This is a genomic window from Bradyrhizobium sp. CIR18 (genome assembly GCF_014198295.1).
In the GTDB taxonomy this organism is placed as follows: Bacteria; Pseudomonadota; Alphaproteobacteria; order Rhizobiales; family Xanthobacteraceae; genus Bradyrhizobium.
This window is the reverse complement of sequence record NZ_JACIHF010000021.1, coordinates 22,424-43,901: the sequence shown is the minus strand read 5'-3', so window position 1 is coordinate 43,901 and position 21,478 is coordinate 22,424. Positions and strand designations below refer to the sequence as shown.

General features: G+C 66.2%; 15 protein-coding genes. 12 read left to right on the top strand and 3 right to left on the bottom strand.

Going from position 1 to position 21,478, the window contains the following annotated elements; translation table 11 throughout:
* The first annotated feature begins 29 nt into the window (after positions 1–29).
* The 12 genes from ubiE to GGD65_RS36425 all read left to right on the top strand — a co-directional run bounded on the left by ubiE (position 30) and on the right by GGD65_RS36425 (position 18,422).
* Positions 30–791, top strand: coding sequence for a bifunctional demethylmenaquinone methyltransferase/2-methoxy-6-polyprenyl-1,4-benzoquinol methylase UbiE (ubiE, locus tag GGD65_RS36480; RefSeq protein ID WP_179732606.1), 762 nt, complete (start codon positions 30–32; stop codon positions 789–791).
* Entirely contained in the window at positions 788–2,362 is a 1,575-nt protein-coding gene (gene ubiB / locus GGD65_RS36475; RefSeq protein WP_183238334.1) for a 2-polyprenylphenol 6-hydroxylase, read from the top strand. Before ubiE ends, ubiB begins: the two co-directional genes overlap by 4 nt.
* A 72-nt stretch (positions 2,363–2,434) precedes the next feature.
* Positions 2,435–3,886 carry a bifunctional phosphopantothenoylcysteine decarboxylase/phosphopantothenate--cysteine ligase CoaBC gene (coaBC, locus tag GGD65_RS36470; protein WP_183238333.1) on the top strand — a complete coding sequence of 484 codons (1,452 nt, stop codon included), beginning with the start codon at positions 2,435–2,437 and terminating at the stop codon, positions 3,884–3,886.
* Entirely contained in the window at positions 3,883–4,341 is a 459-nt protein-coding gene (gene dut, locus GGD65_RS36465) for a dUTP diphosphatase (protein WP_183238332.1), read from the top strand. The genes coaBC and dut overlap by 4 nt, the downstream gene beginning before the upstream one ends.
* A 356-nt stretch (positions 4,342–4,697) precedes the next feature.
* Positions 4,698–7,202, top strand: coding sequence for a PAS domain-containing sensor histidine kinase (locus GGD65_RS36460; protein WP_018323415.1), 2,505 nt, complete (start codon positions 4,698–4,700; stop codon positions 7,200–7,202).
* Complete coding sequence (tsaE, locus tag GGD65_RS36455) at positions 7,199–8,731, top strand: tRNA (adenosine(37)-N6)-threonylcarbamoyltransferase complex ATPase subunit type 1 TsaE (RefSeq protein WP_183238331.1); 1,533 nt, start codon at positions 7,199–7,201, stop codon at positions 8,729–8,731. Before GGD65_RS36460 ends, tsaE begins: the two co-directional genes overlap by 4 nt.
* Before the next feature lie 86 nt (positions 8,732–8,817).
* The gene (locus tag GGD65_RS36450) at positions 8,818–9,135 is read left to right on the top strand and encodes a PilZ domain-containing protein (protein ID WP_018323417.1); all 318 of its coding nucleotides are present in this window, start codon (positions 8,818–8,820) and stop codon (positions 9,133–9,135) included.
* Positions 9,136–9,253: 118 nt separating this feature from the next.
* On the top strand, positions 9,254–9,976 hold the full coding sequence (locus GGD65_RS36445) for a nucleotidyltransferase family protein (RefSeq protein ID WP_183238330.1): 723 nt from the start codon (positions 9,254–9,256) through the stop codon (positions 9,974–9,976).
* Positions 9,977–10,233: 257 nt separating this feature from the next.
* The gene (addB, locus tag GGD65_RS36440; RefSeq protein WP_183238329.1) at positions 10,234–13,380 is read left to right on the top strand and encodes a double-strand break repair protein AddB; all 3,147 of its coding nucleotides are present in this window, start codon (positions 10,234–10,236) and stop codon (positions 13,378–13,380) included.
* On the top strand, positions 13,374–16,883 hold the full coding sequence (gene addA, locus GGD65_RS36435) for a double-strand break repair helicase AddA (protein ID WP_183238328.1): 3,510 nt from the start codon (positions 13,374–13,376) through the stop codon (positions 16,881–16,883). Before addB ends, addA begins: the two co-directional genes overlap by 7 nt.
* A gap of 66 nt (positions 16,884–16,949) precedes the next feature.
* Positions 16,950–17,270 (top strand): thioredoxin, encoded by a 321-nt coding sequence (trxA, locus tag GGD65_RS36430; protein WP_008540017.1) that lies wholly within the window; start codon positions 16,950–16,952, stop codon positions 17,268–17,270.
* A 144-nt stretch (positions 17,271–17,414) separates the two neighbouring features.
* On the top strand, positions 17,415–18,422 hold the full coding sequence (locus GGD65_RS36425; RefSeq protein ID WP_183238360.1) for an ATP-dependent DNA ligase: 1,008 nt from the start codon (positions 17,415–17,417) through the stop codon (positions 18,420–18,422).
* A gap of 15 nt (positions 18,423–18,437) precedes the next feature.
* Here the strand turns inward: GGD65_RS36425 and GGD65_RS36420 are convergent, their stop codons facing one another.
* Genes GGD65_RS36420 through accD form a run of 3 tightly spaced genes read right to left on the bottom strand, consistent with a single transcriptional unit; the run spans position 18,438 to position 21,467 of the window.
* Complete coding sequence (locus tag GGD65_RS36420; RefSeq protein ID WP_183238327.1) at positions 18,438–19,178, bottom strand: metallophosphoesterase; 741 nt, start codon at positions 19,176–19,178, stop codon at positions 18,438–18,440.
* Positions 19,179–19,185: 7 nt separating this feature from the next.
* Positions 19,186–20,529, bottom strand: coding sequence for a folylpolyglutamate synthase/dihydrofolate synthase family protein (locus tag GGD65_RS36415; protein WP_183238326.1), 1,344 nt, complete (start codon positions 20,527–20,529; stop codon positions 19,186–19,188).
* Positions 20,526–21,467 carry an acetyl-CoA carboxylase, carboxyltransferase subunit beta gene (accD, locus tag GGD65_RS36410; protein ID WP_018323424.1) on the bottom strand — a complete coding sequence of 314 codons (942 nt, stop codon included), beginning with the start codon at positions 21,465–21,467 and terminating at the stop codon, positions 20,526–20,528. Before accD ends, GGD65_RS36415 begins: the two co-directional genes overlap by 4 nt.
* Positions 21,468–21,478: the final 11 nt, after the last annotated feature.

Sequence of the window (21,478 nt, the reverse complement as noted above, 5' to 3'; positions counted from 1 at the left end):
CGCTATGGTTCGCCCAGTGGAGTAGAGTAATGGATCGGCCGGGCGAAACCACGCATTTTGGCTTCAGGGATGTCCCCCTCGGGGACAAGCAGACGCTGGTGAACGATGTGTTTCACAGCGTGGCGTCGCGCTATGATTTGATGAACGATTTGATGTCCGGTGGCCTGCACCGGGTCTGGAAGGACATCATGATCACCGCGCTCGACCCGCCGAGGAGCGACCGGCCGTTCGCGCTGCTCGACGTCGCCGGCGGCACCGGCGACATCTCGTTCCGCGCCGCCAAAGCGGCGGGCACCGGCTTCCATGCCACCGTCTGCGACATCAACACCGACATGCTGGCGGTGGGCCGCGAGCGCGCCGCGAAGCGCCATCTCGACACCCGGGTCGATTTCGTCGAAGGCAATGCCGAAGCGCTCGCCTTCGCCGACCGCAGCTTCGACGCATATACGATCGCCTTCGGTATTCGCAACGTGCCCCGGATCGATCTGGCGCTGCGCGAGGCCCATCGCGTGCTGAGGCCCGGCAGCCGCTTCCTGTGCCTGGAATTCTCCACCGTCGAGATGCCCGGGCTTGACCGGATCTACGACCTGTTCTCGTTCAAGGTGATCCCGCCGCTCGGCCGCATGATCACGGGCGATGCCGAGTCCTACCAATATCTCGTCGAGTCCATCCGCAAGTTTCCAAAACCCAACGCCTTCGCCGACATGATCCGCGACGCCGGCTTCGCCCGCGTCAGCTGGCAGACCCTGTCCGGCGGCATCGTCGCACTGCATTCGGGCTGGCGTTTGTGATCTCTGCCTTCACCCACATTGCGCGCCTGATCCGCGCCGCGTTCGTGTTTGCGCGCGAGGGCGTGTTCGGCTCGGTCGATCCGAGCCTGGTGCCGCCGCCGGGACAGCTCGCTCTGAAGCTGGCGCGCCTCGTCGAACGACGTGGTGTCAAGCACGGCCCGCGGATATCGCGCGCGCTGACGCGGATGGGCCCCGCCTATCTCAAGCTCGGACAATTCCTGGCCACACGCCCCGACGTCGTCGGCGTCATCATGGCGCGCGACCTCGAAAGTCTCCAGGACCGCCTGCCGCCGTTTCCGCAGGACGAAGCCGAAGCCGCGATCGCGACCTCGCTGGAGCGGCCGCTGAAGGACGTGTTTGTGAGCTTCGGCCCTCCCGTCGCGGCCGCCTCGATCGCGCAGGTGCATCGCGGCGAGGTTTTGCACGCCGGCATCCGCAGGTCGGTCGCGGTCAAGGTGCTTCGGCCCAACGTCGCTACGCGCTTCCGCCGCGACCTCTCCGATTTCTTCTTCGTCGCGCACAAGGCCGAGGCTTATTCGGCCGAAGCGCGGCGCCTGCGCCTCATCGAGGTCATCAACACCATGTCGCGCTCGGTCGCGATGGAGATGGATCTGCGGCTGGAAGCTGCGGCGCTGTCGGAGATGGCAGAGAACACGCAGGGCGATCCTGATTTCCGCGTGCCGGCCGTGGACTGGGACCGCACCACGCACAACGTGCTGACGATGGAGTGGATCGACGGCATCGCGCTGAACGATCACAAGCGTCTGGCCGAATCGCAGGTCGACCTGCCCGATCTCGGCCGCAAGGTGATCCAGAGCTTCCTGCGGCACGCGCTGCGCGACGGCTTCTTCCACGCCGACATGCATCCGGGCAATCTGTTCCTGGATGACGCGGGGCGGCTCGTCGCGGTCGATTTCGGCATCATGGGCCGGCTCGGCATGAAGGAGCGGCGCTTCCTCGCCGAAATCCTGCTCGGCTTCATCACCCGCGACTATCGCCGCGTCGCCGAGGTGCATTTCGAGGCGGGCTACGTGCCCGCACATCACTCGGTCGAGAACTTCGCGCAAGCGATTCGCGCCATCGGCGAGCCGATCCACAACCGCACGGCGGAAGAGATCTCGATGGCGCGGCTCTTGACGCTGCTGCTCGAGGTCACCGGCCTGTTCGACATGACCACGCGCCCCGAGCTGATCCTGCTCCAGAAGACCATGGTCGTGGTCGAAGGCGTGGCGCGCGGCTTCGATCCCAGGCTCGACATCTGGAAGGTCGCCGACCCCGTGGTACGCGAATGGATCGAGCGCAATCTCGGTCCGATCGGCCGGGTGCAAGGCGCGCTCGCCGGGACCGGAGACATCGCGCGCGTGCTGATGCGCATGCCGGAAATCGCCGAGCGGTCCGTGAAGGTCCTCGAGCAGCTCGAGACCATGACACGGGAGGGCATCAGGCTGTCGCCCGAGAGCATCGCCGCGATGGGCCGCAGCGAGGGCCGCAAGAATCGCTGGCGCACCGTCGCGCTCTGGATCATCGCCGCGACCTTCATCGGGATCCTGATCGCCGTCCGGAATCTGTGATTGCCAAAAGCTTGATTGCATTGCAATCACACAAGTGATAGCATCGCTATCATTCCGTGCTGGAGGGGCGTCATGGCAAGCCTGACCATCCGCAAGCTCGACGACGCCGTCAAAACCTATTTGCGGCTGCGCTCGGCCAAGAACCGCAGGTCGGTCGAGGAAGAGGTCCGGGTCATCCTGCGGGAGCTGATCGAGGGCCGCGAGGAGCCGCTGACGCCGTTTGCGGTACCGCCTGCGGTATCCTCCACCCCCGCACTCCAGCGCACCGGCGCCGTCCCCGAGGCCAGCGTCACCCTGATCATCGGCGGCGGCATCGCGGCCTATAAATCGCTCGACCTGATCCGAAGGCTGAAGGAGCGCCGCGTCGAGGTCCGCTGCGTCCTGACCGAGGCGGCCCAGCAATTCGTCACGCCGCTGGCGGTCAGCGCCCTCTCCCATGAGCGCGTCTATACCGACCTGTTCGACCCGCAGAGCGAGTTCGACGCCGGCCATATCAGGCTTGCGCGCGACTGCGACCTGATCGTGGTGGCGCCGGCGACCGCCGACTTGATGGCGAAGATGGCCAACGGCCACGCCGACGATCTCGCCAGCGCCATCCTGCTCGCGACCAACCGCAAGGTGCTGCTGGCACCGGCAATGAACCCGCTGATGTGGACCAATGCGGCCACGCGCCGCAACCTCACGCAGCTGCAGCGCGACGGCGTGGTGCTGATCGGACCCAATTCCGGCGAGATGGCCGAAGCAGGCGAAGCCGGTGTCGGCCGCATGTCGGAAGCGATCGAGATTGCCGCCGCCGCCGAGCGCCTGCTGCGGCCGCCGGCGCCAAAGCCACTTGCCGGCAAGCGCGTGCTGATCACCGCAGGTCCCACCCACGAGCCGATCGATCCGGTGCGCTACATCGCCAACCGCTCCTCCGGCAAGCAGGGCTTTGCCATTGCCGCGGCCGCGCAGGCCGCCGGCGCCGAGGTGATTTTGGTCAGCGGTCCGGTCGACCTCAGCGATCCCCAGGGCGTCACCGTCAAGCACGTGGAATCGGCGCGGCAGATGCTGGAGCAGGTGCAGGCCTCGCTTCCCGCCGACATCGCGATCTTTGCCGCCGCGGTCGCCGACTGGCGCGTTGCCAATGAAGGCGAGCAGAAGCTGAAGAAGACTTCGGCCGGCATGCCGCCGCTTCAGCTGATCGAGAACCCCGATATCCTCGCCACGATCTCGAAGCTGACCGACAAGCGCCCGCCGCTGGTGATCGGCTTTGCCGCCGAGACCGAGCACCTCATCGACAACGCCAAGTCAAAACTGGCCCGCAAGGGCTGCGACTGGATCGTCGCCAACGACGTCTCGCCCGCCACCGGCGTGATGGGCGGCGACCGCAACACCGTGCATCTGATTAGCCGCAAGAATGGTGAGAAGGACGGCGAGATTGCAGTTGATTCCTGGCCGGTGATGACCAAGGAACAGGTCGCCATCGAACTGGTCGCGCATGTCGCACGAAGCGTGACCGACAAATCCCTGGAGCCGGCATCTTGAGCACGAAGGTCACTGTCGAACTGCAACGCCTGGCCCATGCGGAAGGCCTGCCAATGCCGGCCTATCAAACCACCGAGGCTGCCGGCCTCGATCTGATGGCGGCGGTGCCGGACAGCGAGCCGATGACGCTCGCCCCCGGCCAATATGCGCTGGTGCCGACGGGCCTTGCGATCGCATTGCCGGCCGGGCACGAGGCGCAGGTGCGACCGCGCTCGGGGCTTGCCGCCAAGCACGGCCTCACCGTGCTGAACTCGCCGGGCACGATCGACGCGGACTATCGCGGCGAGATCAAGGTGATCCTGATCAATCACGGCACAGCGCCGTTCGTGATCAAGCGCGGCGAGCGCATCGCCCAGATGGTGATCGCGCCCGTGGTGCAGGCCGCGCTGGTTCCGGTGGCCACATTGTCGGCCACCGATCGCGGCGCCGGCGGCTTCGGCTCGACGGGCCGCTAGTTCTTACCTCTCCCGCTTGCGGGAGAGGTCGACGCGCAGAGCGCGGCGGGTGAGGGCTCTCTCCTCTGGGGAGCGTCCCGTTGCGGAGATACCCCAACCCTCCCCCGCAAGCGGGGGAGGGAGCGCACCTGCTTCGTGGAAACGGCCCCCGCATCTCATCCGCTAACGCACGGCAGTTCCAGCCGAATCATCCGAAGATTTACGTGTGTTGGAACTCTTCACCCGGCATTTTTTTGGGGCCGCCTTTGCGTTCACGATCTGGACTCTTACCGCCGGAGTCGCGGTGAGGGTATTGTCGTTTGATTCGCGCGCGACGGGGGTCGCCGCGCGCAAATCTGTGCGATCTTGGGGCAACTATGTCAGGCGTGATCGTGTCGATGCGTCGGACGCTGCTGTCGTGCACATCGCTCGTGCGCAACGGCTTGTTGGGAGGCGCTCTTGCAGCGCTGCTGCCGGCTGCGCCGGCCGAGGCGGCCGACCTCATCGACACCCTCTCCATCATGCTGGATTTCAACCGGCAGGAACTCGCGGTGCTCGCCACCGCGCTGGCCTTGCTCGGCTTCTCGGTGGTGGCTGCGATCCTCTTGATGCGCACGCGCGTGCGTACGGCGAAGAACGAGGCGCGGCTGCGTGCCCGAATCGGAGAACTCCAGCTCCAGGCCGACCGCTTCGGCGCGCTGCTGTTCGCCGAGCCGCAGATCCTGATCTCCTGGCCGGCCGGCGATAATCGCGCGCAGATCTCCGGCGACATCTCCATGGTGTTGCCGCGCGACTCCTCGCCGCAACGCGTGCTCGCCTTCGGAACCTGGCTGCCGCCGGAACCCGCGCTCCAGATGGATCATGCCGTCGATGCGCTGCGTGACCGCGGCGACGGGTTCCAGCTGACACTGACCACCGCGCATGGCCACACGCTCGAGGCCATCGGCCGCGCCATCGGCGGCCAGGCCATTGTCCGGATTCGCGAACTCTCGGGGCTCCGCCGCGATCTGGCCGAGACCAATCTGCGCTACAACGCGCTCTCCGACGAGACCGAGATGCTGCGCGGCTTTGCCGCCAACGCCCCCTGGCCGATCTGGGCCAAGGGCGAGAACGGCGCGCTGACCTACGCCAACCCCGCCTATGTCCGCGCGACCGAGGCGAACAACGTCACCGACGCGCAGGAGCGCAAGCTCGAGCTGCTCGACAGCGCCGATCGCACCGCGATGGAACGGGGACTGAAGGACACCGCCAATTTCAACGCGCGGCTGCCGATCGTGATCAGCGGCGAGCGCCGCATCTACGACGTGCGCGCGGTCAATGTCGGCAGCGGCAGCGTCGGCGTCGCCATCGATGCCAGCGAGGCGGATGCGCTCAGCTCGGCGCTGGTGCGGATGGCGGAGGCGCATCGCCGCACGCTCGACCAGCTCTCCTCCGGCGTTGCCGTGTTCGACGGCCAGCGTCGGCTGGCCTTCTACAACGATTCCTACCGCCGGCTGTGGGACCTCGACCGCACCTTCCTCGACGCCAATCCCGATGATTCCAGCGTGCTCGACCAGCTCCGCGCCGCGCGCAAGCTGCCGGAGCAGCCGGACTTCCGTGCCTGGAAATCCAAGCTGCACGAGGCTTATCGCGCGGTCGAGACCACCAAGGACACCTGGTACCTGCCCGACGGCCGCGCGCTCTCGGTCGTGACCACGCCGAACCCGGAGGGCGGCGTCACCTATCTGTTCGACGATGTCACCGAGAGCCTCGAGCTCGCCCGCCGCTTCGACGGCATGATCCGGGTCCAGCGCGAGACGCTGGACAGTCTCGCCGAGGGCGTCGCGGTGTTCGGCAGCAACGGCAAGGCGCAACTGTTCAACCCGGCCTTCGTCCGGATGTGGAAGCTGTCGAGCGATGCCATGCGCGACGAGCCGCACATCCAGACGGTGGAAGGCTGGTGCCATCAGCTGTTCGACGACCCCACGGTCTGGCGTCAGATCCGCGAGGCCGTCACCTCGATCGAGAGCCGCGCCGACGTGCCGCTGAAGCTGGAGCGCAAGGACGGCAGCGTGCTCGACGGCATGATCCGCCCGCTGCATGACGGCGCGACCATGCTGACGTTCCAGGACATCACCGACACCGAGAACGTCGAGCGCGCACTACGCGAGCGCAACGAGGCGCTGGAGGCTGCCGACCAGATGAAGGTGGATTTCGTCCACCACGTTTCCTACGAGCTGCGCTCGCCGCTCACCACCATCATCGGCTTCGCGCATTTCCTCAGCGATCCCTCGACCGGGCCGCTGACGCCGAAACAGGCCGAATATCTCGACTACGTCACCAAATCGACCAACGCGCTGCTGGCGCTGACCAACAACATCCTCGATCTCGCCACCATCGACGCCGGCGCGATGAAGCTGGAACTCGGCCCGGTCGACGTCAGCAAGACCATCGAGCTCGCGGCCGAAGGCATCCAGGACCGGCTCGCCACCGACCGCATCCGCCTCAAGGTCGAGATCGCGCCCGATGTCGGAAGCTTCGTCGGCGACGAGAAGCGCGTGGTGCAGGTGCTCTATAACCTCCTCGCCAACGCCGTCGGGTTTTCTCCACAGGATTCCACCGTCGGCATCAGCGCGCGCCGCACCGAACGCAGCGTGGTCTTCACTGTGACAGATTCCGGGCCTGGAATACCTGCCGACATGAAGGACAAGGTGTTCAACTGGTTCGAAAGCCGCTCGCAGGGCTCGCGTCACCGCGGCGCCGGGCTCGGCCTGTCGCTGGTGCGCTCCTTCGTCGAGCTGCATGGCGGCAAGGTGCGGGTGGATTCGATCGTCGGCCGGGGCACGGTCGTGATCTGCGACTTCCCGACCGACCAGGCGGCGCATCGCGACGCCGCCGAATGAGCGCGCCCACCACATTCTCCGTCGCGCTTCACAACGAGACGGCCACCGCGCAATTGATGGCCGATCTCGCGCTGCTGGTCGGCCCCGGCGATGTCATTACGCTGACCGGCGATCTCGGCGCCGGCAAGACAGCTGCCGCCCGCGCGCTGATCCGCTACCTCGCCGGCGACGAGGAGCTGGAGGTGCCGAGCCCGACCTTCACCCTGGTGCAGGGCTATGAGCTGCCGCCGTTCCCGGTGATGCACGCCGATCTCTACCGCGTAGAGGACGAGAGCGAGCTCGAGGAGATCGGGCTGTCGCCCCTGCCCGATGCCACACTCGTCCTGATCGAATGGCCGGAGCGCGCGCCGTCGGCGATGCCACAGGATCGCATCGACATCGCGCTGACGCATCGCCCCGCATTGGGCTCGAACGCGCGCGCCGCCGACATCACCGGTCACGGCAAGAGCGCGGCCACGGTCGCGCGGCTGCAGGCATTGCGTGAATTCCTGGACGCAGCGGGCTACTTGGATGCGACGCGCAAGCGCATGGCGGGCGATGCCTCGACGCGCTCCTATGCGCGGCTGCTGCGCGACGGCGAGAGCCTCATCCTCATGAACTCTCCGCAGCGGCCAGATGGCGCGGCGATGTACAACGGGAAGTCCTACAGCGCCGCGGTGCATCTTGCGGAGAACATCAGGCCTTTCGTTGCCATGGACGAAGGCTTGCGCGTAGTCGGCGTCTCGGCGCCCGCGATCCACCATTACGATCTCGACCACGGCTTCCTGATCTCCGAGGATTTCGGCAGCGAAGGCGTAATCGAGGGCGACCCGCCACGCCCGATCGCCGAACGTTACGAAGCTGCGACCGACGTGCTGGCCGTGCTGCACGGCAAGACGCTGCCGGAAACATTGCCGCTGGCGGATCAGAGCTACGCCATTCCCCTCTTCGATACCGAGGCGCTGCTGATCGAGATCGGGTTGATGCCGGAATGGTACCTGCCCGATCGCAACGCGCCGCTGAGCGAAGAGAAGCGCGCCGAATTTTTCGCGATGTGGCGAGAGCTGCTGAAGAAGCCGCTGGCCGCGCCGAAGACGTGGATCATCCGCGACTATCACTCGCCCAATCTGATCTGGCTTGGCGATCGCACCGGCATCGCGCGCGTCGGCGTGATCGATTTCCAGGACACCGTGCTCGGTCCGCAATCCTACGACGTGGTGTCGCTGCTCCAGGACGCCCGCATCGACGTGCCCGAAAGCCTCGAGCTGACGCTGCTGTCGCGCTACATCAAGGCGCGGCGCGCTGGCGATGCCGGCTTCGATCCGGCCGGTTTCGCCGAGCTCTACGCGATCATGTCGGCACAGCGAAACACGCGGCTGCTCGGCACCTTCGCCCGCCTCAACCGCCGCGATGGCAAGCCGCATTATTTGCGTCACCAGCCGCGGATCTGGACCTATCTCCAGCGCTCGCTGGCGCATCCCGCGCTGAGCTCTTTGCGCGACTGGTATCTCGCCAACGTCCCGCCGCCCCAAAGGCCGCCAAAGGCTTGATTCGGGGCCCGATTTACCAGCTGTTAGCCAAGACGCCGGTATTCTGGCGGCCAGGCAGCCGGATCATTACGGGCTGGAGCGGGCAGATGGCGGTAAAGACGGACCAGCGCGGCAACAGCCGGGTCGTTTTCGAGCGCGGGATCTCGGCCCAGATGATGGGGATCGACGGCACCTGGCGGCGCGACTGCACCATGGAGGACGTCTCCGAGACCGGCGCCAAGCTGACCATCGACGGCTCGGTCGAGGGCCTCCATCTGAAGGAGTTCTTTCTGCTGCTGTCGTCCACCGGACTTGCGTACCGGCGTTGCGAGCTGGCCTGGGTGAATGGCGACCAAATCGGGGTCAATTTCCTCAAGCTCGGCGACAAGAAGAAAAAGGCGCGTTCCACAGCCGTCGGGGCATGATGGCAACACCCGTCGTACAACCGTCACGGCGGGTGGCTAAGGCGGTTGAGATGCGGTGCGGCTAATCGAACCTCGTGTTAGGATTGCTGCGAACGCGAAAGGTCTGAGAAAGCGAAGGATGTCCGTCAAACCGACCAAAGCCATGGTGCTCGCTGCAGGGTTTGGCCTGCGCATGCGTCCCCTGACGGACAGGATGCCGAAGCCGATGGTGCCGGTGGCCGGCCAGCCGCTGCTCGACCACGTGCTCGACAAGCTCGGCCAGGCCGGCGTGACCGAGGCCGTGGTCAACGTGCATTACCTGCCGGACCAGATCATCGATCACGTCGCATCGCGCCAGCTTCCGCGCGTGACGATTTCTGACGAGCGCGACCAGGTGCTCGGCACCGGCGGCGGCGTGGTCAAGGCGCTGCCGCTGCTCGGCGATGCACCGTTCTTCCACGTCAATTCCGACACGCTGTGGATCGACGGCGTGCGCTCCAATTTGACGCGGCTTGCGGAAAACTTCGACCCCGCGCGCATGGACATCCTGCTGCTGATGGCGCCGACCGCAACCAGCATCGGCTATGGCGGTCGTGGCGATTACGGCATGCTGCCCGACGGCGCCCTGCGCAAGCGCAAGGAAAAGGAAGTCGTTCCGTTCGTCTATGCCGGCGCTGCGATCCTGTCGCCGTCGATCTTCGAAGGCGCCCCTACGGGCGAGTTCTCGCTGACTAAAATGTTCGACCGCGCCAACGAGCAGGAGCGGCTGTTCGGCCTCCGCCTCGACGGCGTCTGGATGCATGTCGGCACGCCCGACGCCGTGCACGCCGCGGAAGAGGCGTTTCTGGAGAGCGTGGCGTAGGGCCGGTCCCGAACGCGGTGCCGTAGGGTGGGCAAAGCGACTTGTCCGCCGTAGCTCGAAGAGCGAAGGCGGAAGCGTGCCCACGGATTCAAGCGGTGAAAGTCGGTGAGAGACGCGTGGGCACGGCGCTGTCGCGCCTTTGCCCACCCTACGGCACCTGTTCTAGTCCCGACGAACAGCGGGGACGATTTCGCGCCGCCCCATGACCATTTGACCCCGCCTCCCTATATTGCCTGATCCTTCGAATCAGGCAGCTCATGCGCGTCTTCAGCGTCCCCCTCTCAGTTCCATTCCTGCGCACGATCGTCGCGAGCCTGCTCGAGGGACGACTGGTCGAGGGATTCGAGGCGCGCAAGGAACCGGCTCGGTTGGCGGACGCCACGCTATACCTCCCGACACGGCGCGCGATGCGCGTGGTGCGCGAGATCTTCCTCGACGAGATGAAAGCGGACGCCGTGGTGCTGCCGCGCATCGTCGCGCTCGGCGACATCGACGAGGATGAGCTCGCCTTCGCCGACGAGGGCGAGCAGTTCTCCGGCGCAACGCCGCTCGACATACCGCCGCGGCTCGGCGAGCTCGAACGACGGCTGACGCTGGCTCAGCTGGTCGCGGCCTGGGCCAAGGGCCCGGTGCTGTCGCCACTGGTGGTCGGCGGGCCCGCTTCAACGCTGGCGCTCGCCGGCGACCTCGCGCGCCTGATCGACGACATGGTGACGCGCGGCGTCGACTGGAGCGCGCTCGACGGTCTCGTACCTGACAACCTCGACCGCTACTGGCAGCACTCGCTCGAATTTTTGCGGATCGCACGCATCGCCTGGCCCGGTCATCTCACCGAGATCAACCGGATTGAACCCGCAGCCCGGCGCGATCTCCTGATCGCGGCGGAAGCCAAGCGCCTGACCGCACATCCCCATGGGCCCGTGATCGCAGCGGGCTCGACCGGCTCGATGCCGGCCACCGCGAAATTCCTGCACGCAGTCGCCTCGTTGCCGCATGGCGCAGTGGTGCTGCCGGGCCTCGACACCGATCTCGACGACGACGCCTGGCGCAGCATCGGCGGCGTGCGCGACTCGCTCGGCAAGTTCGCGGAGCATCCGGCGTCGAACCATCCGCAATACGCGATGAACGCACTGCTGGATCGCTTTGGCATCAAGCGCAGCGACGTCGAGATTCTCCAGCCGCCAACGGACGGCGGCCGCGATCTGCTCGCATCGGAATCGATGCGACCGTCGGCCAAGACGGAAGTCTGGCACGACCGGCTGAAGCAGCCGGACGTCGCGGCGAAGATCGCCGGCGGCATGAGAAACCTCGCGGTCGTCGAAGCACCCAATCCTGAAATGGAAGCGCTCGCCATTGCCATCGCCATGCGCGAAGCGCGGCATCTCGACAAATCGGCAGCGCTGGTGACGCCGGACCGCGCGCTGGCGTGGCGGGTGATGGCCGCGCTGGCCCGATGGGATCTCGCCTTCGATGATTCCGGCGGCGACGTGCTGATGGAAACATCCGCCGGCGTGTTTGCGCGTCTCACCGCGGAAGCCGCGACCAAGGGACTGGAGCCACCGACGCTGCTGGCGATGCTGAAGCATCCGCTGTGCCGGCTCGGCCGGCTGCCTGGCGCATGGAAGGCGGCGATCGAAGATCTCGAGCTTGCAGTCCTGCGCGGCACGCGCCCGCCTGCGGGCACCGGCGGCCTGCTGCGCGAATTCAACCGCTTTCGCGACGAGCTGACAAAGCTGTGGCGCAGCGAGGTCTCCGCGCTTCACAAGGCCGAGCCCCGTGCGCGTCTCAAGGCCGAAAATATCGACCGCATCCAGACGCTGATCGACACCTTGCAGAAGGCGCTGGCGCCGATCGAGAATCTGGTGTCGGCCAAGCCATATGACTTTGCCGAACTCGCGCACCGGCATCGCGAGATCATGATCGAGCTGTCGCGCGACGAGCAGGGCATCCCGCTGGCCTTCGAGGAGCGCGAAGGCCTCGCGCTCGCCGGCGCCTTCAACGATCTCCTGCGCGGCGGCACGATCAGCGGACTGATGGTGACGCTGCCTGATTATGCCGACGTCTTCCAGACCGCTTTCAGCGATCGCGCCGTGAGGCGGCGAGACAAGCCGGGCGCGCGGCTGCAGATCTACGGCCCGCTGGAATCGCGCCTGATGCAGGCTGACCGCATCATCGTCGGCGGCCTGATCGAAGGCGTCTGGCCACCGGCTCCGCGCATCGACCCCTGGCTCAGCCGGCCGATGCGGCACGAGCTCGGTCTCGATCTGCCGGAGCGCCGCATCGGCCTCTCCGCCCACGATTTTGCTCAGCTGCTCGGCGGCGACGAGGTGATCCTCACCCATTCCGCCAAGGCCGGCGGCGCACCTGCGGTGGCTTCGCGCTTCCTTCATCGGCTGGAGGCGGTTGCGGGCGACGATCATTGGAAGGCGGCCGTTCGCGCCGGCGAGAAATATGTGCAGTTCGCGGGCGCGCTCGACCAGCCCGCTGAAGTCACGCCGATCAAGCAGCCCGAGCCGCGGCCGCCGCGGGCGACGCGGCCGCTCAGGATGTCGGTGACCGCGATCGAAGACTGGCTGCGCGATCCCTACACGATCTACGCAAAACACATTTTGCGGCTCGATGCGCTCGATCCCGTCGACATGCCGCTGTCGGCCGCCGACCGCGGCTCGGCGATTCATGATGCGATCGGCGAGTTCACCGAGAGTTATGCGACGCGTCTGCCTGAAGACCCCGCGCGCGTGCTGCGCACGATCGGCGAGAAATATTTTGCGCCGCTGATGGAGCGACCCGAGGCGCGGGCGCTGTGGTGGCCACGTTTCCAGCGCATCGCGCGCTGGTTCGGCGAATGGGAGACCGCGCGCCGCGACGCGATCGAGGCCATCGTCGCGGAGACCCGCGGCGAGATTTCAATCATGCTCGACAGCGCGCGCAGCTTCCGGCTTTCCGCGCGCGCCGACCGCATCGAACGGCGCCAGGGCGGCGGTTACGCCATCCTCGACTACAAGACCGGTCAGCCGCCGACCGGCAAGCAGGTCCGCATGGGCCTGTCGCCGCAGCTCACGCTGGAGGCCGCGATCCTGCGCGAGGGTGGATTCCCTGATATCGATGCCGGCTCCTCCGTGAGCCAGCTCGTCTATGTACGCCTGAGCGGCAACAATCCGGCGGGCGAGGAGCGCATCCTCGAGCTCAAGTACAAGCCCGGCGACGAGCCGCAGCCGCCGGACACAGCAGCCGCCGAAGCGCGCGCCAAGCTTGAAGCCCTGATCCGTGCCTTCGACGACGAAAACCAGCCCTACACCTCGCTGAACCTGCCGATGTGGTCCAACCGCTACGGCACCTATGACGATCTCGCCCGGATCAAGGAATGGTCTGCGGCCGGCGGTTTGGGGATCGAGGAATGGTGAAGCTGCCACGTCCCATTCCCGACGAGGTGCGCGCGCGGCAGGCGCGTGCGTCCGATCCGACCGCGTCGGCGTTCGTGTCGGCCAACGCCGGCTCGGGCAAGACCCATGTGCTGGTGCAGCGGGTGATCCGCCTGCTGCTGTCGGGCGTGCCGCCGGAGAAGATCCTCTGCATCACCTTCACCAAAGCCGCCGCCGCCAACATGGCCGAGCGCGTGTTCACCACGCTTGGTCACTGGGTGACGCTGGATGATACCGGGCTCGACGCAGCGATCCGCGCTGTCGGCATCCCGCATCCCAGCGCGAAAATTCGGCGCGACGCGCGAAAACTGTTCGCCTGCGCGCTGGAGACGCCGGGCGGGCTGAAGGTGCAGACCATTCACGCGCTGTGCACGCGCCTGCTCCAGCAGTTTCCGTTCGAGGCCAACGTTCCCGCGCGCTTCGCCGTTATCGACGAGCGCGACCAGACCGACATGATGGAGCGCGCCAATCTCAAGGTGCTGCTGGAGGCCGCGCGCGATCCCGAGAGCGTCACCGGCCGCGCATTGCTGACCGCAATGGCCAGCGCCGCCGACGTCACTTTCAAGGAGGTCGTGCGCGAGGCGTGCCTGAGCCGCGATCACTTCATGGCCTGGACGGATGAGGCCGGCAACGCCGAAGCCGCGGCGGCGCAGATGGCGTCGGCGCTGGGCGTTGATGCGAGCGACCGCATCGAGGACGTCGAGACCGAGATTCTCGATGGACCCTATCTGCCGCGATCGCGCTGGGACGACATCGCCTTTGCGCTAGATGATGGGAACAAGACCGAAAAGGACCAGGCCGATTGCTTGCGGTCAGCAAAGGCGGTCTCGGGGAGCGCACAAGTTGATGCCTATCTTGCCGTCTTCCTGACGGATGAAAAGAAGCAACCGCGCAAGACGTTGTTGACCAAGCAATTTTGCAAGGATCATCCATCAGTCGCTCATTTGTTCGAGAATGAGGCGCGGCGGCTCGATGCGTTGATCGAAAGGCGTCGCGCCGTGACGGTCCGCGACCGCACCGCAGCCCTGCTGCACATCGCAACGGCCGCTGCCGCGAATTACCGCCGCGAGAAGCAGGAGCGCGGGCTGCTCGACTATGACGATCTGATCGACAAGACGCTGGCGATGCTGAACCGCATCGCCTCGGGCTGGGTGCATTACAAGCTCGACCGCGGTGTCGATCACGTCCTGATCGACGAGGCCCAGGACACCAGCCCGCGGCAATGGGATATCGTCGCGCACATCATCTCGGAATTCACCGCCGGGGAAGGCGCGCGCGAGGGGCTGAACCGCACAGTGTTCGCGGTCGGCGACGAGAAGCAGTCGATCTTCTCGTTCCAGGGGGCAGAACCCCGAGAGTTCGACCGACGCCGATATGATCTCAGAAGAAAGTTTGAAGCTGCCAAGCTCAAGTTCGATCCGGTTTCTTTCAATTACTCTTTCAGATCGGGCGCAGCGATCTTGCATTCGGTCGATCATGTCTTTCGCGACGAGACTATCTATCGCAGCATCCATGCGGAGAAGGCCTATCCTGTCCACAATGCGCTCGACGATGCAGGCCCGAGCGCAATCGAGCTTTGGGACCTAGCAGTCGCTGACGACAAGCAGAACATCGAAGGCTGGCGCGCACCGTTCGACGGCGTCGCCACCACCAGCCCTGAAGTGAAGCTCGCCCGCCGCATCCAGGCGGAGATCAAGCGGCTGGTCGAGAGCGGCACGCTGACGGGACATGAAGGCGAACGCCGACCCTTACGTTATGGCGACATGCTGATCCTGGTGCGCCGGCGCGGCAATGCGTTCGACGCCGTGATCCAGGCGCTCAAGCATGCGAACGTGCCGGTCGCCGGCGCCGACCGGCTCAAGCTCACCGAGCATATCGCAATCATCGACCTGATGAACCTTGCGGACGCGCTGCTGCTGCCGCAGGACGATCTCGCGCTGGCTGTGGCGCTGAAGAGCCCGCTGTTCGGGCTCGACGACGACGATCTGTTTCGATTGGCCCATGACCGCAAGGGCTCGCTGCGCCGTGCGCTCAGCGAGCATGCGGGCACAAGCGAAAAGTTCGCCACGGCATTGCGGTGCCTGGAAGCCTGCGAGATGCGGGCACGGGAGGAGACGCCGTTCGCGTTCTACGCCTGGCTGCTCGGCGGTGACGGCGGACGCGCGCGCATCCTGCGCCGCCTCGGCCATGAGGCCAATGACGCCCTCGACGAATTCTTGGAGCTGGCGCTGAACTATGAGCGCAAGGCACCGGCCGCTCTGCAGGGTTTCATGGCCTGGCTGCGCTCGGCTGATACCGAGGTGAAGCGCGACATGGAAATCTCGCGCGACGAGGTCCGGGTGATGACTGTGCACGGCGCCAAGGGCCTCGAGGCCTCGGTCGTGTTCATGGTCGACACCACCTCCTCGCCCGCGGACTCGCAGCGGCTTCAGCTGATCAACGTATCGCGCGGCAATGGCAGCGGGGTCGTGGTCTGGGCCGGGCGCAAGGCCGATGATCCCAAGCCGGTCGCCGAGGCCCGCAATGCGATGATCGAGGAGACCGAGGACGAGTATCGCCGTCTGCTTTACGTCGCGATGACGCGCGCGGCGGACCGGCTGATCGTCGGCGGCTGCCTGCCGGGCAACAGGAAGGACGTCCGCAAGCTCAGCTGGTACGACCTGGTCGACACCGGCCTCGCCAGCTCGGGCCTCGACAAGCAGGTGATCGAGACGCCGCTCGGCAAGGTGACGCGATTCGCCCGGCCGGAGGACGTCGCGGCGCTGGGCACTCCAGCCGCCTCCGTGGATTCAACGGTCACGTTGCCGGACTGGCTGCGAACCCCGGCGCTGCGCGAGACCGTTGACGACGACCTGGTACGTCCGTCCGGCCAGTCGGCCGAGGAAGGCCGCAGCGTGCGGACAGGCGAATCGGTGCAATCGCGCGCGCTGGCACTGCAGCGCGGCACGCTGGTGCACCGGCTGCTGCAATCCCTACCTGACATTGCCGCGGAGCGCCGGCGCGAGGCCGCGCTCGGCTTCATGGCGCGCAATGCCTCCGACTGGACCGAGGCCGACCGCGCAGCGTTGGCCGACAAGGTGCTGGCTTTGATCACTGAACCGCGCTTTGCGCCGGTGTTTGCCGCCGGCAGCCGGGCGGAGGTCGCCATCGCCGGCCGGCTGGAGCGGCCGGGCCGTACTCCAGCATTGGTGTCGGGGCAGATCGACCGGCTGGTCGTTCGTCCGGAGGAGGTTTTGATCGTCGATTTCAAGACCAACCAGGCGGCGCCCAGGAACGCGGCCGCAGCGCCCGCCGCCTATGTCCGGCAGCTTGCGCTGTACCGGGCGGTGCTGGCACAGCTTTATCCCCAAAAGCCCATCCGCGCCGTCCTGCTCTGGACGGAGGCCCTTGAATATATGGAGATTTCAGCCCCCGCGCTGGACGCGGCGCTGGCATCCCTTCATCTCGGTGTGAGCATCCTTGACCCGGCAAGGAGCCGTTCATAGGTTGACCCCATGATCCCGGGCGCGATTCCCATGCGCGCCGATTCTTTCAACGAGTGAGGTACTCCAATGGCCGTTAGCAAGGTTTCCGACGCCGATTTCGAAGCCGAAGTGCTCAAGGCGAACGGCCCCGTGGTCGTCGATTTCTGGGCCGAGTGGTGCGGCCCCTGCCGCATGATCGCGCCCGCTCTCGACGAGATCGCCGGCGCGATGGGCGACAAGGTCAAGATCGTCAAGCTGAACGTCGACGAGAGCCCGAAGACGGCGTCGAAGTACGGCGTGATGTCGATCCCGACCCTGATGATCTTCAAGGGTGGCGAGATGGCCTCCCGCCAGGTCGGCGCAGCGCCGAAGGCGAAGCTACAGCAGTGGATCACCTCCGCGGTCTGATCCGCCTCGCACAAGTTTATTTTCGACAACGGCCGGCGAAATGCCGGCCGTTTGCGTTGACGGGACGTGTTCAGGTACGACGAGTCCCGGCCCTTGCCTGCCCCTCCCGCAAAGCGCGCGCGAAGATCGACCTCTCTCGTTGCCATGGAGGCGCGGTCGGTCGACGAAATTCCACGCGGCAAGGAATGGCAATACGAACCCAAGTGGGATGGCTTTCGCTGCCTGCTGTCGCGCGACGGCGGCCATGTCGATCTGCGCTCAAAATCCGGCGAGGATCTCGCCCGCTATTTCCCGGAAGTGGTCGCTGCCGCGCTGAAGCTGAAGGCCGACCGCTTCACGCTCGACGGCGAGATCGTCGTACCGCACGGCAAGAGCTTCTCATTCGACGCGCTGCTGCAACGCATTCACCCGGCTGCAAGCCGCGTGACGAAGCTCTCGCAGGAGACACCGGCGCTCTATCTCACCTTCGATCTTCTCGCGACTGCCCGGGAGAAGCAGCTTGCCAGCAAACCGCTCAGCGAACGCCGACCAGTACTGGAGGCTTTTGCGAAGGCTAATCTGAAGGGGAGCCTCTTCCGCCTGTCACCGGCGACGACGAGCTACGCCACCGCGAAAAAATGGCTGGCGCAATCCGGCGGCGGCTCGGACGGCGTCATCGCCAAGCGCGTCGACCTGCCCTATCAGGCCGGCAATCGCGACGGCATGCAGAAGATCAAGAAATTCCGCAGCGCCGATTGCGTCGTCGGCGGCTTCCGCTACGCCACCAACAAGATCGCCGGGCGAAAGGTGGTCGGCTCGCTGCTGCTCGGGCTCTACGACGATGGTGGCTTGCTGCACCATGTCGGCTTCACATCCGCGATCAAGGCAGACCAGAAGCCCGCGCTGACCGACCGGGTGGAGGCGCTGATCGCAGAGCCCGGCTTCACCGGCAACGCGCCGGGCGGGCCGAGCCGCTGGTCCACCGAGCGCTCGGCAATATGGTGTCCGCTCAAACCGAAGCTGGTGATCGAGGTCTGCTACGACCATTTCAGCGGCGAACGCTTCCGCCACGGCACCTCGATTCTGCGCTGGCGCCCCGACAAGGCACCGCGGCAATGCAGCTTCGAGCAGTTGAAGCAGAGGGCCGCGGATCCGATGAAGCTGCTGAAGTGAGCAGCCCGTGCCGTCTTAATTGATCCATCCCGTCGCCAGCGCGTTCGCCAGCTCCGGCTGGCCGTTGCGGCGCGCAAGCGCCGCCATGGCATCGTGATCATACGCGACGTGGCGGAACGTCACCTGCCAGGCACCATTAGCCAGTTCGAGAAACGCATAACGCGCATGCGGCGTGCCGGCTTCCACCACATGCGGATAGGGATGCTTGTCGCGAAAGCCGGGACTGCCGACGCTGCCAGGATTGACGATCAGCCGGCCTTCGCGAAGTCGTACCGCGCGGGCGAGATGGGTGTGGGCGCAGAGGATCAGGGACTGGCTGACGCCCTGTGCGAATTGCTCGATCCGGTCGAGCGGCGACAGCGCCACCGTGCCGTCGGGATGCACGGTGTCGAGCCAATAGACTTCGTCGTTCTCGGGCGTCGCGTGGCAGAGGAACACCTGCTCGCGAAACACCCGCGTCATCGGCTGCGCGCGGAGCCAGTCCAGTTGCGGGGCGTTGAGCGCTGCGTGGGCGGGACGATCCCACGAGCCCATTTTCTCCGGCGGACGATCCAGCAGGTAGCGGTCATGATTGCCGAGCACGTGCACGGCGTCGAGCTGCATCAGGATCTCGATGGTGCGGCGCGCATCGAGCGGCCCGCTCAGCATGTCGCCGAGATTGACGATGTCAGTGATGCCGTGGGCCCGGATGTCGGCGAGCACCGCCTCCAGCGCGAGATAGTTTCCGTGGACGTCGGCGATGGCGGCAAAGCGCATTGAAGCCTCATGCAGGAGGCGTGCCGTTGATCGCCAGCACGTGGCCGGCCAGATACAGCGAGCCTGATATCAGGATGCGCGGCGGCACCTCGTAGGCGAGCTTCGACAGGCCACGCAGTGCGGCTTCGACGCCCGAGACGGTCTCGACGCGCATACCGAGGCTGCGCGCGGCGTCGGCGAGGCGATCGACCGGCATCGCGTTCTCGGTGTCGGGGATCGGCACCGCAATGATGTGACGGGTGAGACCGGCGAAATTGGCGAGGAAGCCCTGCGCGTCCTTGTTGGCCATCATGCCCGCGATGACGACCAGCGGTCGCGACACCCGCTCCTCGAGATCGCCGAGCGCGGCGGCCGCGACACGGCCGCCTTCGGCATTGTGCCCGCCATCGAGCCAGATCTCCGAGCCCTGCGGACCGAGAGCGAGCAGCTCGCCGGAGGTGATGCGCTGCATCCGCGCCGGCCATTCGGCACCGACGATGCCGGCCTCAAACGCCGCCTGATTGATCCCAAAGTTCGGAATCGCCCGCAGCGTCGCGATCGCAAGGCCGGCATTGTCGAACTGGTGGCGGCCGAACAACCGCGGCGCGGTGAGATCCATCAGGCCGCGATCGTCGGAATAGACCAGGCGGCCGTGCTCGACATTGACGTGCCAGCTCTCGTTCGCCGCAAACAGCGGCGCGCGCATGCGCCTGGCCTGCGCCTCGATCACCGCCATGGCTTCGCCCGCCTGCTCCGCGGAGATCACGGGCACGCCGCGCTTGATGATCGCTGCCTTCTCGCCGGCGATCAATGTCAGGGTGTCCCCGAGGAAATCCATGTGGTCCATGCTGACAGGCGTGATCACGCAGGCCGCGGGCGTATCGACCACATTGGTCGAATCGAGCCGGCCGCCGAGGCCGACTTCGAGCAGCACCACGTCGGCCGGGTTCTGTGCAAACAGATGGAAGGCAGCCGCCGTTTTCAGCTCGAACAATGTCGCGGCCTCGCTGGCATTGACGCGCTCGACCTCTTCCAGGGCCGCGCGCAATTCGTCGTCACCGACCAGCACGCCGCCGCCAACGCGGCCGAGCCGGAAGCACTCGTTGATCCTGACGAGATAGGGCGAGGTATAGGCGTGGACGCGTAAGCCCGCGGCCTCCAGCGTCGCGCGCAGGTAGGCGAGTGTCGAGCCCTTGCCGTTGGTGCCGGCGATGTGGATCACCGGCGGCAGCTTGCGTTCGGGGTGGCCGAGCCGTTCGAGCAGGCGGTGCATCCGCTCGAGCCCGAGATCGATGCGCTTCTGATGCAGGACCGACAGCCGCCCGATCAATTCACCGAGCGGCGTCTTCGCGCTGTCAGAGGACGCGTTCACGCGTGCGGCGCAGCCGGCGCCGTCTCGGCGGCCGATACGATCTGCGCCGGGCTGAGTACCGGCTGCATCGGCTTCGACGCGGTCTCCAGCGCCGGCGCCTTGGTCAGCAGGCGGCAGAGCCGCGCCAGGGTCGGACGCAGTTCGTGGCGATGCACGACCATGTCGACCATGCCGTGCTCTTTCAGATATTCGGCGCGCTGGAAACCTTCAGGCAGCTTCTCGCGGATGGTCTGCTCGATCACGCGGGCGCCGGCAAAGCCGATCAGCGCGCCGGGCTCGGCGATCTGCACGTCGCCGAGCATCGCATAGGACGCGGTGACGCCGCCGGTGGTGGGGTTGGTCAGCACGACGATATAGGGTTGCTTGGCCTCGCGCAGCATCTGCACCGCGACCGTCGTGCGCGGCATCTGCATCAGCGACAAGATGCCTTCCTGCATGCGCGCGCCGCCGGATGCGGCGAACACGATGAACGGCGACTTCTTCTCGACTGCGAGCTCGAGCCCGCGGACGATGGCTTCGCCCGCGGCCATGCCGAGCGAGCCGCCCATGAAATCGAAATCCTGCACGGCGACGACGACGGCGGAGCCTTCGAGCTTGCCGTAACCGACCTTGATCGCATCATTCAGATTGGTTCGGGCGCGCGCGTCCTTGATGCGGTCGACGTATTTCTTCTCGTCGCGGAACTTGAGCGGATCGGGCGTGACGTCGGGCAGCGCGACGTCGAACCAGGTCTCGTTGTCGAAGATCGACTTCAAGCGCGCCACCGCACCCATGCGCATGTGGTAGTTCGAGCCGGGGATGACGAACTGGTTGGCCTCGACGTCCTTGTAGAACACGAGCTGCCCGGAATCCGGGCACTTGATCCACAGATTCTCCGGCGTCTCCCGCCGCAGCATGTTGCGGATCTTCGGCCGGACCACGTTGGTAAGCCAGTTCATGGTTTGCTCCG

What these genes read in the sequence shown, in the direction of transcription:
- ubiE (WP_179732606.1), top strand. Translation starts at nt 30, where the DNA reads ATGGATCGGCCGGGCGAAACCACGCATTTTGGCTTCAGGGATGTCCCC.
- coaBC (WP_183238333.1), top strand. Translation starts at nt 2,435, where the DNA reads ATGGCAAGCCTGACCATCCGCAAGCTCGACGACGCCGTCAAAACCTAT.
- GGD65_RS36460 (WP_018323415.1), top strand. Translation starts at nt 4,698, where the DNA reads ATGTCAGGCGTGATCGTGTCGATGCGTCGGACGCTGCTGTCGTGCACA.
- tsaE (WP_183238331.1), top strand. Translation starts at nt 7,199, where the DNA reads ATGAGCGCGCCCACCACATTCTCCGTCGCGCTTCACAACGAGACGGCC.
- GGD65_RS36450 (WP_018323417.1), top strand. Translation starts at nt 8,818, where the DNA reads ATGGCGGTAAAGACGGACCAGCGCGGCAACAGCCGGGTCGTTTTCGAG.
- GGD65_RS36445 (WP_183238330.1), top strand. Translation starts at nt 9,254, where the DNA reads ATGTCCGTCAAACCGACCAAAGCCATGGTGCTCGCTGCAGGGTTTGGC.
- addB (WP_183238329.1), top strand. Translation starts at nt 10,234, where the DNA reads ATGCGCGTCTTCAGCGTCCCCCTCTCAGTTCCATTCCTGCGCACGATC.
- addA (WP_183238328.1), top strand. Translation starts at nt 13,374, where the DNA reads ATGGTGAAGCTGCCACGTCCCATTCCCGACGAGGTGCGCGCGCGGCAG.
- trxA (WP_008540017.1), top strand. Translation starts at nt 16,950, where the DNA reads ATGGCCGTTAGCAAGGTTTCCGACGCCGATTTCGAAGCCGAAGTGCTC.
- GGD65_RS36425 (WP_183238360.1), top strand. Translation starts at nt 17,415, where the DNA reads ATGGAGGCGCGGTCGGTCGACGAAATTCCACGCGGCAAGGAATGGCAA.
- GGD65_RS36420 (WP_183238327.1), bottom strand. Translation starts at nt 19,178, where the DNA reads ATGCGCTTTGCCGCCATCGCCGACGTCCACGGAAACTATCTCGCGCTG.
- accD (WP_018323424.1), bottom strand. Translation starts at nt 21,467, where the DNA reads ATGAACTGGCTTACCAACGTGGTCCGGCCGAAGATCCGCAACATGCTG.